Origin of the sequence: Chitinophaga sp., assembly GCF_036566945.1 — a bacterium.
Taxonomy (GTDB): Bacteria; Bacteroidota; Bacteroidia; order Chitinophagales; family Chitinophagaceae; genus Chitinophaga.
The window spans coordinates 1-12,451 of record NZ_DATCVJ010000724.1 but is presented as its reverse complement, the minus strand read 5'-3'; the positions used below and the strand labels follow the sequence as shown (position 1 = coordinate 12,451).

Here is a 12,451-nt window from a genome sequence, read left to right as displayed (position 1 = left end):
CAAGGGCAACGACCTGTATGCCTATTTCCTGGACATCCCTTCCGGTGACATTCGTATCAAATCATTAGGTAAAAAAAGTACGCTGAATAATAAGAAAATCACGTCTGTCACCCTGCTGGGCAGCAAAGAAAAACTGCAGTGGAAAGCCGAAGAGGATGCACTGGTGATCAGCAAACCGGCCAACCTGCCATCATGGAAGGTAATTGGCTTTAAGTTCGGATTTAAATAATGTAGTAGCAACAACCTATGGGCCCGGACAGCCAAAATATAGTGTGACCCGATTGCCGGATCGGGTCATTAAACCCAGCATATTTCTATTATTGGCGCGGTTCCGCTGCCATACATGGTTTAGTAGTTAAAACTTCTTTCTTAATTCGCGTGGGAAATAAGAAAAATTACTTACATTTAGTTGTAAGCATAAACCATTTTTTACTTCTACTCCTGCCAGCACGATTATGAAAGCAGTATTAAAAAAAGTTACTCCGCCGCCAGAGAGTTCCTTTACTGTACGAAAAGATACAGGGGAAAACATGCGCAATATCTGGCATTTTCATCCTGAACTGGAACTATTATACATCAAGAAAAGCGCTGGTACCTGGCTGATAGGCGATTATATTGGTCCGTTCCACAGCGGTGATGTTGTTTTAATTGGCGCCAACCTGCCGCATTCCTTTCGTCATGAAGATACTTTTATCCGTGAACAGAAAGGAGAATCCGGCGAGGCGGTGGTGGCACTCTTCAAGCAGGACATCCCCAGCAGTACCTTGTCGGCATGGCCTGAAATGCGGAAACTCAACCAGCTCCTGACGCTCTCCAGGCAAGGGATTAAACTGGAAGGTGATACCTGCAGAACCGTTGCCGGTATGATGGAAAATCTGCTGACACAGTCCCCCGGAAGCAGGTTGCTCACATTGCTGCAGATACTCTACCTCATTGCAGAAAGCGGTGATTATACGTTATTGTCGACAGAAAGCTTCAACTATGATCCGTCTCAACATGATAACCAACGGTTAAAAACCGTTATTGAATATACGCACCAGCATTTCCGGAGTAAATTAACACTGGAAGATGCCGCAGAGCTGATTCACATGACCGGCACCTCGTTTTGCCGCTACTTTAAAATTAAAACAGGCAAAACATACGTTCGCTTTTTAACCGAGTTAAGAATTGGATATGCCTGTCAGCTGCTCATCGATTCAGATAAGAACATCACAGAAATCTGTTATGAATGTGGTTATAATACCTTATCGCATTTCATTAATATGTTCAAATTAATTACCGGAAAAAGACCGCTGGAATATAAAAGCCATTTTAAATAAATAGCGCGATTTTTTGTCTTTGTTCAGGATTATACTGATTTAGATGATTTTCCAGATTTTTACTATTATGATTTTTTGAATAAAAAGATTAGCGTAGCCATAAGCAAAATCCGCTTAGAGCTACGCTAATCTTTTTTAATCCTGTAAAAACAAAATCTGGAAAATCATCTAAATCAGTATAATCCTGGACAAAGACAAAAAAACTCCGCCGGAGGCGGAGGCTACAATCCACCCCAGCAGATACCAGTATCACCCCATACCCTACACGAACATGCCCCTACTGTATAAACTATATTGTTTATTTAGTATATTTAGAACAACTGGTACAAGCACCAACCACCTTTAAAATCGCGTTATGAGCAATCTCCCTAAGAAGCAAAGACTTTTTGATGCAATCGGCTGGCAATTATCACAATTCCCAAAGCCGGATATGCTGGCGGCGAAAGTGAATGGAGCCTGGAAAACTTATGATACGGCCAGTGTCAGCGACATCGTGAATCGTTTCAGCGCCGGATTACTGCAACTGGGAGTAGGTGGAAATGATTTTACCGCGGAAGGCGCCGATAAAATAGCGATTATCAGTAACAACCGCCCTGAATGGGTATTTACTGACCTTGCGGTGCAACAAACAGGCGCCGTGTTGGTACCCCTGTACCCTACTACCAATCCTACGGAAATACAATTTATCCTCCAGGATGCCGCGGTTAAATATTTGTTCGTGAGCAGCAAGGAATTACTTGATAAAATAAACAGTATCAAAGAGGGCGTACCCTCTTTAAAACATATCTACACCTTTGATGAAATAGCCGGTGCTGCACATTGGTCTGAAATTACCGCGCTAGCCACGCCTGCATTGCTGGCACGTGTGGAAACTATCAAGGCGGATATCGATCCACATCATCTGGCGACCATCATTTATACCTCCGGCACTACAGGCACGCCTAAAGGCGTGATGCTCACGCATAACAACATTGTATCGAATGTAATGGCGTCGAAAGAAAGTTTTCCTTTTGAAGATGCCCCATACCCTTGTAAAGTATTGAGCTTTTTACCGCTGAATCACATCTTTGAAAAATGTGTGACCTACATCTACCTGTTCAGCGGTATTAGTATTTACTATGCAGAAAGCATAGATACCCTGAGCGCTAACCTCAAGGAAATCAGCCCGGATGGCTTTACGACAGTTCCCCGTCTGCTGGAAAAAGTATTTGAAAAAATTATGGCTACCGGCAATAATTTAACAGGCATAAAACGCCGCCTGTTTTTCTGGGCGGTGGCACTGGCTTCAAAATATGATAACAACGTTAGTGGAGGCGGTTGGTATAACCTGCAGCTGTCTATTGCCAATAAACTCGTATTTAGTAAATGGCGGCAGGCCCTCGGTAACAACATCCGTTTTATTGTAACCGGTGGTGCGGCCTGCCAGGAAAAACTGCTGCGTATTTTTAATGCCGCCGACATCCCGGTATACGAAGGATACGGACCTACGGAAAACAGCCCCGTGATCTGTGTAAACAGAAAAACACCCGGTGGAATGAAGTTTGGTACGGTAGGCCCTCCCATTAACCACCTGGAAATAAAACTACAGGAAGATGGAGAGATTTGTGTAAAAGGCCCCAGTGTGATGAAGGGCTACTACAAACGTCCGGACCTCACCGCTGAAACAGTAATTGATGGCTGGTTGCACACCGGCGATGTAGGCGTTTGGGTAGATGATAAATTTATAAAAATAACGGATCGCAAAAAGGAACTGTTTAAAACCAGTGGTGGAAAATATGTTGCCCCACAGCCTATTGAAAATAAGTTTAAGGAAAGCCCTTTTATCGAACAGATCATGGTAGTAGGCTCCGAACAAAAATTTACAGGCGCCTTGATAGTGCCTGCCTATACGTATCTGAAGTACTGGATGAACCAGCAGAATATTCCTTTTACCACTAATGAAGCCGCCATTAAAACGCCTAAAGTACTGGAAATGTACCAGGAGGTGGTGAATAAATACAACCAGTATTTTAATCATGTAGAACAGATTAAAAAGTTTGAACTGCTCACGGAAGAATGGAGCATCGCCGGCGGCGAAATGACGCCCAAACTGAGCCTGAAACGAAAGGCAGTGATGGAGAAGTTCAAAGCCGTGGTAGATCGGATTTATAGCTAGGTTTTATTACTTTAGCGGAAAATTAAGCGCGGCGATGGCCATGAAAAGAGGACTGATAACATTAAGTTTCAACAAGGAAAAGATCGCCTCTTCCCGGGAATATCCCTTTAATATTCCCGCGCTGAGTAACTTTTCTTCGCTGGAATTTCATCCTAAAGTAACTTACCTGTCCGGTGAAAATGGCATGGGCAAATCAACGCTGATCGAGGCCATTGCCGTCAGCAGTGGATTTAATCCGGAAGGAGGTTCCAGAAATTTCAACTTCGCTACCCGGGCTTCCCATTCTGTATTACATGAATATATCAGGATAGCCCGGGCGCCTATACGCCACAAAGATGGCTTCTTTTTAAGAGGTGAAAGCTTCTTTAACCTGGGGACTAATATTGAGTACCTGGATAAGGAATCCGACAAAAAAGTGATCGACGACTATGGCGGCGTTTCTTTACATGAACAATCCCATGGTGAAGCATTCTGGGCCTTGTTCATGCATCGCTTCTCCGGAAATGCTTTGTATATCCTGGATGAACCCGAAGCGGCGCTGTCTCCAACCCGGCAAATGGCGATGCTTACCCGAATGCATGAACTGATTCAACAGAATGCGCAGTTTATCATCGCTACGCATTCTCCTATTGTAATGGCCTACCCGGATGCGACTATTTATGAGCTCACAGAAAAAGGGATCCATAAAACCAGCTATACCGAAACAGCGAACTATAAAATATCCCGGCACTTTATTAATGATCATGAAAACATGGTGAAGATTTTATTGGGCGATGCCTGATGACTTATCACATCATTCCCTGTACTATAACTACATACCTATGCAAGAAACAATTTTTGATGATTCGTTTACCCAGGTTCCCATTCTACGAAGACGCGCTGTAATGCCACTGGCGTTAAAAATATATGTGTGGCTCGGCATGGTCATAAGCGGCCTTGCTATTGTGAATGTTTCCTTTCAGTTCGGGCATTTCCGGGCATTAATGAATAGTGGATATAACTATGGCATGGTCTCTCTAATATCCGTTATATTCATTATGTCAAATGCCGCCCTTGGTTTCTTCATGACTTTACTACTATGGCTGGAAGTAAAATGGGCAGTCGTATTTAATTTAAGCGTAGGATGCTTTTGGCTATGTTGCATGGCTTCGACAGGTTTCTTCCTTAATGACATGGCGGTATACCCGCTCTTCCTTCCTTTTTTAGTAATATCCACTCCCTACTTCATCCTTCTTTTTGTGATCCGAAAAAAATGGACACAAAAAGCCGTTAGCGGCAGGTCTTTAAAAGCAACGGCATAAGCTTTTTGCGCAGGTACCCGTGAATAAATACCTTTGTACCTGAAAAGATAACGATGGATCAGAAAAAGCATTGGGAAAATATTTATACGGAGAAACAGCCAAATGAAGTAAGCTGGACGCAGGAAGTGCCTGCCATTTCTCTGACACTTATTCGTGAAATGAACCTGCCGAAGTCGGCACAAATCATCGATATCGGAGGGGGAGACAGCAAACTCGTTGACTTCCTGTTGCAGGAAGGGTACGAAAATATTTCGGTACTCGATATCTCTGAGAAAGCATTGGACAGGGCTAAAAAACGTTTAGGCGAACTTGCCGGCAAAGTAACCTGGATAGTGGCCGATATCGTATCCTTCCATCCTACCACTACCTACGACCTGTGGCACGACAGGGCTGCGTTTCACTTTATGACTACGCCCGAGCAGGTTGAAAAGTATCTCCGCATTGCGGAGAAAGCAGTAAAAGGCTATATGACGATTGGCACCTTTTCGTATGATGGTCCTACAAAATGCAGCGGCTTAACCATTCAACAGTATGATGAAGCCGCATTAGCAGCACAATTCTCCAACGGATTCACAAAGGTCAGATGTGTAACCGAAGAACATATTACTCCCTTCAACACGAAACAGCATTTCCTGTTTTGCACGTTTAAAGTAACCGCGTCATAAAACCAAACTTTCAGGAACGTTCATACGCCCTGAAAGTTTGCTTCGCTGTGCCCAGGTGATCAATACCGTATTCAATCACATCGCCGGGGCGTAGAAAACGCTGGGGAATGCGACCAGTACCACTCCCCGCCGGAGAACCGGTAGAAATAATATCACCGGGAAACAACCCGAAGAACTCGCTGATGTAAGCGGTCAGCTCCGGCACCGGATAAATAAGATCTGAGGTATGGCCGTCCTGCATCAGCTCTCCGTTTAAGGTAAGCCAGATGCGTAAATTTCCGGGATCAGGAATTTCATCTTTGGTAACGAAATAAGGTCCCAGCGGAGCAAACGTATTACATCCTTTTCCTTTATCCCAGGTACCTCCTCTCTTTTTCATATAGGCACGCTCGCTCACATCATTATGAAGAATATAACCTGCGATGTAATCCATCGCCTCCGGCTGTTCCAGGTTGGTGCCGGCTTTGCCGATCACCACGCCCAGTTCCGTTTCCCAATCTGTTTCGAGACTATCTTTAGGAATCATTACGCCATCGAAAGGACCGTTGAGGGCACTCATGGCTTTCAGAAATAATATGGGTTCGGATTCCGGGATAAAACCGGTTTCCTTAATATGATCGCGGTAGTTCAATCCTACACAAACAATTTTACCCGGGTTGGCCAACGGTACCCCCAAACGGGTGGTGGGCGCTACTTTCTTCAGCTGATGCCGGTCTTTCGCAATAAAGGCGGCCAGTCTTTCCAATCCCCCACTGCCCAGAAAATCATTGGTATAATCTTCACCCAGTGCTGACGTGTCGTACCATTCATCGTTGAGGAGAATACCAGGTTTTTCTTCTCCCGGATTCCCATGTCTTAATAATTTCATCTATTGTTATTTTACTTCCGGCTGCTTCCAGTCTAATTGTAATGTTTCACTTGTCCATGTTCTGATGCGATAACATAATTCCGGATTTCCTTCCAGGTGCGTACCATAAGAAGGAATCATGGCCTGCAACTTCTCCCTCCATTTCCCTTTTAGCTGATCAGGGAAACAGGTTTTAAGCAAGTCCAGCATGATAGATACCGCCGTAGATGCTCCCGGGGAAGCGCCCAGTAAGGCGGAAATCGTGCCATCTTCGCCGGCTACCACCTCTGTCCCAAAACGCAGAGAGCCGCCTTCCTGAGGGTCATTAAAGATCACCTGCACCCGCTGCCCGGCTGTCTGCAATTCCCAGTCGTTGCCGTCGGCGTTGGGATAAAATACCTGCAGCGCAGCGATCCTGTCTTCAAACGACAAACTTAATTGCTCCACAAGGTATTTCTCCAAACCGAAATTTTCTACTCCTACCCGCATCAGCGGAAGAATATTCCAGTATTTGATAGATTCGAACAAATCGAGGAAAGAACCTTCCTTCAAAAATTTGGTGGAAAACGTGGCAAAGGGCCCGAATAGAATGGCTTTCTGTCCTTCTATGACCCTTGTATCCAGATGAGGCACACTCATGGGCGGAGCGCCTACGGATGCCTGTCCATATACTTTGGCATTATGCCGGTTCACAATTTCTTCCTTTTTACACACCAGCCATTCACCCCCTACCGGGAAACCGCCGTACCTTTTCCCCTCTGGAATACCTGATTTCTGCAGCAACTGCAAAGAACCGCCTCCTGCGCCAATGAACACAAAATCTGCGGTGACATGCTCCGTTTCTTTGGTCAGTAAGTTTTCTACTTTCACCTGCCATTTGCCATCCCGCAGCTGTTCCAGGCTGTCTACCTCAAACTCCAGATGTAACTTGAAATTAGGCTGTTGCTGCAGCTCCTGTATCAAAGATCGGGTGAGGGCGCCGTAGTTAACATCGGTACCCAGTTCCATATGCGTAGCGGCCGTTTTCTCGCTGAGTTCCCGTCCCTCCATCACGAGCGGAATCCAATCCTGCAACACAGCCGGATCCTCTGAGTATTCCATGCCCTGATACAGTTGATATTGCTGCAGGGCATCAAATCTTTTACGCAGATAAGCTACATCATTATCGCCATGCACAAAGCTCATATGCGGGGTACTTCTTATAAAATCAGCCGGATTTTCCAGTTGCCCCTGCTCTACCAGGTACGACCAAAACTGTTTGGATACCTCGAACTGCTCAATAATATGAATCGCCTTACTCGTATCAATACTGCCATCTTCTTTTTCCGGTGTATAGTTCAGCTCACACAGCGCCGAGTGACCGGTGCCCGCATTATTCCAGGCATCGGAGCTTTCCCCCGCCACCTTATCGAGGCGCTCATACATATGGATGGAATATTCCGGCGACAAATGTTTGAGCAAAGTCGCCAGTGTAGCGCTCATGACACCTGCCCCTATCAATAAAACATCGGTATGTAGTGTTTGCTTTTGCATAATGATTCCTGTTTGAAGGTGATTCCTACTTAAAATAATCTATCTCGATAAATGTTCAGCGATATGTGATAAATTTTAAGGAATAATTAATGCGGACGTTACAAGCCGAGGATATGCCGCCCAAGGTAAATGGGGCAAGAGCCTTTACGGATGCAGCGAATGACAGCACTTAAATTTTGGGCTTCCCTACATCTTTTGTATTTTGAATAAACGCTGCCGGAGACTTTTTACTACGCTGCATTCGATCATCATTTATCCTATTCAATAATGAAGCTCACCATACGGGAAGATAATACAGGCGGGGAATTGCTGCTATTCAAGGAAGAAGCGGGTTTTGACCGGTTGTTTTTCTCCAAAGACCGGTTCAACAAGTATTTTACGATTGCATGGAATCCTGCAGAAAGTCAAACAGTCACTCACCATCGATGGTACGGAATATGAATTCCCTTCCAATTCTTTGTTAACACTCTTGTTCAACCAGTCTTTCAGCTTCGAAAATTCCGCCACCATCGTCGCGTGGCAATTTAACCGGGAATTTTACTGCATTATTGACCATGACAGTGAAGTGAGTTGTGTTGGGTTCCTGTTCAGCAGCACCGATCATATGTTTGTTCCCCTACATGAACCTGCGCAGCAAAAGCTACAACTGCTATCCGATGTATTCATTGAAGAATTCAATACCTCAGATCATATCCAGAATGAAATGCTGCTGGTGCTGTTAAAGCGCCTGATCATTTATGTTACCCGATTGGCCAAATCCGGCTATGTGCCTGTCAAAAAGCTACAGGACGAAAGGTTTCATATCATCAGAAAATTCAACCTCCTGGTGGAAGCAAATTTCAAATCAGAGCACTCCGTTAGCTTTTATGCGCAACAACTTTGTAAGTCGCCCAAAACCTTGTCTAATCTCTTTGCCATCTTTAATCAAAAAACGCCCTCACAGATCATCCAGGATAGAATTACTATAGAGGCCAAACGGCTGTTGAGCTATACCGATAAATCTGTTAAGCACATTACTTTTGAACTTGGATTTGAAGATGTGCCCTACTTCTCCAACTTCTTCAAAAAAAATACAGGTACCTCTCCTTCTGATTTCAGAAATGCGCCGGTAGCTGCCAAAGAAGGGAAATAATCACAACTAATCGGGAAAAGCGCTCATCGCTGGCCGGGGCTATTCATCGCATCTTTGTATCGTTGATTCAAACAAAAACTTCAACAACAAACACGATGAAACTTTCAATAGTAAGAAAAGCCCTCTTAGCCCTCGCAGTTATGTTTTCCATCTTCACTACCGCAAATGCACAGGTAATAAAAAATATAGTGTTAGTACATGGCGCTTTCGCAGATGGCTCCGGTTACAAAGGTGTTTATGAAGCACTGACCAAACAAGGTTACCATGTTACCATCGTACAAAATCCGCTAACGTCTCTGGAAGATGATGTGGCAGCCACCAAACTTGTGCTGGATGCGCAGGACGGCCCTACCATCCTTGCTGGTCACTCCTGGGGCGGTGCGGTGATCACACAGGCAGATAACCATCCTAAAGTGGCAGGATTGGTGTATATCGCCGCTTTCCAGCCAGACAACGGAGAAACGGCCTTACAATGGTTCCAGACTGCCCAGCCAGCTCCCGATAATGGCGTATTGCCTCCTAACGACAAAGGCATCGTTTACTACGACCAGGCAAAGTTTCACGCCGGCTTCTGTGGTGATCTGAGCAAAGAAGAAGCAGCATTCATGTATGCCTCACAAGGCTCCTTCTACGGCAAATGTTTTGTAACACCCATTACCGAAGCAGCCTGGAGAACCAAACCTACATTTGGTATTGTCGCTACAGAAGATAAAAGCATCAACCCCGAAATACAACGTAACATGTACAAACGTTCCAATACCAAAGTTACCGAGATCAAAGGCAGTCATGCGGTGTATATCTCACAACCACAGAAAGTAGCTACCGTTATTATGCAGGCCGCCAAAGCAGTATCCGGCAAGTAATCCCTACTCCATCATTTTCTCCTTAGGGTCTTGTAAGTCACGGCTTACAGGGCCCTTATTTTATCTAGTAGCTTCCTCTTTCCATGGAGCATCTGCTAATTTGTATATTTGCCAACAACAACCCAATTCAACGACTTTTGAAATACCCTAAATGATGACAACTATACCATTGAAAATGTGCCTGTTTTTTTGCCTGCTGGCGCCTTTTGCTACCCACGCTCAAAAAAAGTCCAGGACAGAAAAACCCATACCCGGTCTTACGAAACTGGTGTATCATGTAAAAGATGATAATACTAAAATAAAGGAAGGCGATTTTGAAGAATCGCTGGTAGATATTCCCTTAACACAGGGTTACTATATCAACGATCAGAAAAACGGCGGCTGGAAATATTTAAGTCCGGATAATATGGTGACGTTTACGGGTAACTACTATAACGATCACAAAGTAAACAGGTGGTATTATATTCATGAGCAAAAAGTTTTCAGCGTACTATCTTTCAATGCGGAAGGCCAGCTTCATGGCGACGCCATTGGATTATATGCCACCGGAGATACCGCAGCCGTTACTCCTTTCAGCAATGGCAAGCGTCAGGGAATAGCATTGAGATTTGACCAGCACCATCAGATTACTGCGAAGAAATATTTTGACAACAACCAGTTGCTGGCAGATACCTCCTTTTATGCGAATGGCCGGATTCATCGCATCCATACATATCAGGATGGAAAAATCATGGCAGCCGTTACAATGGATTCGCTGGGAAACATGCTACCATCCCCCACTTCCGACAAAGAGCCACGCGACACTGAAAACGAGGAGGGCTACTACATGCCTACGTTCCCCGGCGGATTGCAAACCTTGCAACTGTTTCTTTCCAAAGCAGTGCAATATCCACCCGAGGCCATCAGGCGCAAAGTGGAGGGAAAAGTAGTCGTAAGTTTTGTAATAGACGCGGACGGGTATATTAAAAATATTAACGTGAAAGAATCCATAGACCCAGTACTGGATGAAGAAGCCAAACGTGTGACAGCTTTAATGCCCCGCTGGTCGCCGGGTATACAGGATTTTCTTCCTGTGTCGGTACAGTTTAATCTACCCATTTCTTTTAAAATCCCTTGATGATATTGTCATAAAAAACAGCGACACCTCTTTGCACGAGGTGTCGCTGTTTTTTTATCCTGTCATGAATAATACTATTTTTTAGAGATGCGGTACAATCTGCCCATATCTGTTATTGCGTACAAGGCCCCGTCCTTTCCTTCTGTAATGTCCCGAAAGCGTTGCCCTTCATCGGCCAGTAATCTTTCTTCTCCCACTACTTTATTATTTTCAATGACCAAACGCACAATATGCGTTCTGCTCAGGCTCGCAATAAACAGGTTATTTTTCCACTCCGGCAAACCACTACCGCTGTAAAAGGTAATACCACTCGGTGAAATAACAGGGTCCCAGTAATAAACGGGTTGTTCCAATCCTGCTTTTTGTTGCAGGCTATCTCCTACCTTCGCGCCACTGTATTCAATACCATACGTAATGATAGCCCAGCCATAGTTTTTACCGGGTTCAATCCTATTCAGCTCATCACCACCTCTTGGACCAAATTCTGTTTCCCACAAATCACCGGTGGCCGGATTAAAGGCCAGTCCCTGCACATTACGATGCCCGTAAGAGTAGATCTCAGGTCTTACATCCGGTTTGCCTGCGAAAGGATTACCTGCGGCAGGCTGCCCGTCTTTCGTGATCCTCACTACTTTTCCCAATCCGGATTTCAGGTCCTGTGCCTGTGGCCTTGTTTCCAGGTCTGAACGTTCGCCGGTACTCACTAACAGGTTGCCTTCTTTATCAAAAACAATTCTGCCACCATAATGCAGATCGCTCTTATGCGCAGGAGTAGCGCGGTAGATGACGATCGCGTTTTCTATACTTTTTTCATCGGCTGATAATTTCCCCTTTGCCACCGCCGTCAGTGTACCGTCCGGTCTTTCTTCGGAAAATACCCAGTACACCATCCGGTTGCTGCTAAAATCCGGATCTACCCGAATGCCCAATAAACCACCCTGCCCGGCAAACTTCACCGCTGGTATACCGGTAATTGGCTCACTTAGCTTTCCATCAGTAGCAGCAATGCGCAGATCTCCGCTTTTCTCCGTAATGATGAAACGACCATCCGGAAGCGAGGTAATTCCCCAGGGTGACTTCAGCGTGCTGTCTAATACTTTGTATTCATAGGGTGTGGCTGTTTTTATGCTACCTATCCTGGTTTGCCCGGCAAAAGCGGGCTTGTAATCTGAATTTGCTTTGGATGTTTCCACAGGAGTTCCTGTGCTGATAGGTGAATGAGTCTCTTGCTGTCCACAGGAAGCCAGTGCCGATATCCCACCCATATAAATCATCGCTAAATAAAACTGCTTGTACATAGGTTTTCTCCAATTAATTAGGTTAATACACGCTTAAATATAATTATAAGTTAGTTGAAAAGCAATATGTACAAAGCCAGGGGTGGTTATTGCTTCATCTTCTCAAACACTTCTGCGCCTCCTTTACCAAAGCGCCGGATGATATCAATCGTTTCTGAAACAGTAATAGGGAGATAGCGGACCAGCGTCTTTTCCCTTACACAAACCGATCCGGAGGAAGG

The 12,451-nt window shown here is 44.9% G+C and carries 12 protein-coding genes; 9 read left to right on the top strand and 3 right to left on the bottom strand.

What is annotated here, in order from left to right:
- The 6 genes from VIP81_RS21815 to VIP81_RS21790 form a co-directional block, all read left to right on the top strand.
- Positions 1-229 (top strand): alpha-L-fucosidase C-terminal domain-containing protein (locus tag VIP81_RS21815; RefSeq protein WP_331966294.1); only part of this gene is annotated, 229 nt, incomplete at its 5' end.
- A gap of 226 nt (positions 230-455) precedes the next feature.
- The gene (locus VIP81_RS21810) at positions 456-1,319 is read left to right on the top strand and encodes an AraC family transcriptional regulator (protein WP_331966291.1); all 864 of its coding nucleotides are present in this window, start codon (positions 456-458) and stop codon (positions 1,317-1,319) included.
- Positions 1,320-1,674: 355 nt separating this feature from the next.
- Entirely contained in the window at positions 1,675-3,474 is a 1,800-nt protein-coding gene (locus VIP81_RS21805; RefSeq protein ID WP_331966288.1) for a long-chain fatty acid--CoA ligase, read from the top strand.
- Positions 3,475-3,508: 34 nt separating this feature from the next.
- The gene (locus VIP81_RS21800) at positions 3,509-4,255 is read left to right on the top strand and encodes an AAA family ATPase (RefSeq protein WP_331966285.1); all 747 of its coding nucleotides are present in this window, start codon (positions 3,509-3,511) and stop codon (positions 4,253-4,255) included.
- Positions 4,256-4,295: 40 nt separating this feature from the next.
- On the top strand, positions 4,296-4,775 hold the full coding sequence (locus VIP81_RS21795; RefSeq protein WP_331966282.1) for a hypothetical protein: 480 nt from the start codon (positions 4,296-4,298) through the stop codon (positions 4,773-4,775).
- A 53-nt stretch (positions 4,776-4,828) separates the two neighbouring features.
- Positions 4,829-5,440: a class I SAM-dependent methyltransferase gene (locus VIP81_RS21790; protein WP_331966279.1), complete on the top strand. Its 612-nt coding sequence runs from the start codon at positions 4,829-4,831 to the stop codon at positions 5,438-5,440.
- 10 nt (positions 5,441-5,450) lie between these two features.
- Here the strand turns inward: VIP81_RS21790 and VIP81_RS21785 are convergent, their stop codons facing one another.
- Positions 5,451-6,308, bottom strand: coding sequence for a fumarylacetoacetate hydrolase family protein (locus VIP81_RS21785; protein ID WP_331966276.1), 858 nt, complete (start codon positions 6,306-6,308; stop codon positions 5,451-5,453).
- 6 nt (positions 6,309-6,314) lie between these two features.
- Positions 6,315-7,820, bottom strand: a complete 1,506-nt coding sequence (gene mqo, locus VIP81_RS21780; RefSeq protein WP_331966273.1) for a malate dehydrogenase (quinone) — start codon at positions 7,818-7,820, stop codon at positions 6,315-6,317.
- Positions 7,821-8,202: 382 nt separating this feature from the next.
- Here mqo and VIP81_RS21775 point away from each other — a divergent pair, with 382 nt between their 5' ends.
- The 3 genes from VIP81_RS21775 (at position 8,203) to VIP81_RS21765 (ending at position 10,932) form a co-directional block, all read left to right on the top strand.
- The gene (locus VIP81_RS21775) at positions 8,203-8,952 is read left to right on the top strand and encodes a helix-turn-helix domain-containing protein (protein WP_331966270.1); all 750 of its coding nucleotides are present in this window, start codon (positions 8,203-8,205) and stop codon (positions 8,950-8,952) included.
- 95 nt (positions 8,953-9,047) lie between these two features.
- The gene (locus VIP81_RS21770; protein WP_331966267.1) at positions 9,048-9,815 is read left to right on the top strand and encodes an alpha/beta hydrolase; all 768 of its coding nucleotides are present in this window, start codon (positions 9,048-9,050) and stop codon (positions 9,813-9,815) included.
- Between the two features lie 151 nt (positions 9,816-9,966).
- On the top strand, positions 9,967-10,932 hold the full coding sequence (locus VIP81_RS21765) for a TonB family protein (protein WP_331966264.1): 966 nt from the start codon (positions 9,967-9,969) through the stop codon (positions 10,930-10,932).
- Positions 10,933-11,006: 74 nt separating this feature from the next.
- Here VIP81_RS21765 and VIP81_RS21760 read toward each other — a convergent pair whose 3' ends face one another.
- On the bottom strand, positions 11,007-12,230 hold the full coding sequence (locus VIP81_RS21760) for a PQQ-dependent sugar dehydrogenase (protein WP_331966261.1): 1,224 nt from the start codon (positions 12,228-12,230) through the stop codon (positions 11,007-11,009).
- Positions 12,231-12,451: the final 221 nt, after the last annotated feature.

What these genes read in the sequence shown, in the direction of transcription:
- VIP81_RS21785 (WP_331966276.1), bottom strand. Translation starts at nt 6,308, where the DNA reads ATGAAATTATTAAGACATGGGAATCCGGGAGAAGAAAAACCTGGTATT.
- VIP81_RS21765 (WP_331966264.1), top strand. Translation starts at nt 9,967, where the DNA reads ATGATGACAACTATACCATTGAAAATGTGCCTGTTTTTTTGCCTGCTG.
- VIP81_RS21790 (WP_331966279.1), top strand. Translation starts at nt 4,829, where the DNA reads ATGGATCAGAAAAAGCATTGGGAAAATATTTATACGGAGAAACAGCCA.
- VIP81_RS21760 (WP_331966261.1), bottom strand. Translation starts at nt 12,230, where the DNA reads ATGTACAAGCAGTTTTATTTAGCGATGATTTATATGGGTGGGATATCG.
- VIP81_RS21795 (WP_331966282.1), top strand. Translation starts at nt 4,296, where the DNA reads ATGCAAGAAACAATTTTTGATGATTCGTTTACCCAGGTTCCCATTCTA.
- VIP81_RS21805 (WP_331966288.1), top strand. Translation starts at nt 1,675, where the DNA reads ATGAGCAATCTCCCTAAGAAGCAAAGACTTTTTGATGCAATCGGCTGG.
- VIP81_RS21810 (WP_331966291.1), top strand. Translation starts at nt 456, where the DNA reads ATGAAAGCAGTATTAAAAAAAGTTACTCCGCCGCCAGAGAGTTCCTTT.
- mqo (WP_331966273.1), bottom strand. Translation starts at nt 7,820, where the DNA reads ATGCAAAAGCAAACACTACATACCGATGTTTTATTGATAGGGGCAGGT.
- VIP81_RS21770 (WP_331966267.1), top strand. Translation starts at nt 9,048, where the DNA reads ATGAAACTTTCAATAGTAAGAAAAGCCCTCTTAGCCCTCGCAGTTATG.
- VIP81_RS21800 (WP_331966285.1), top strand. Translation starts at nt 3,509, where the DNA reads ATGGCCATGAAAAGAGGACTGATAACATTAAGTTTCAACAAGGAAAAG.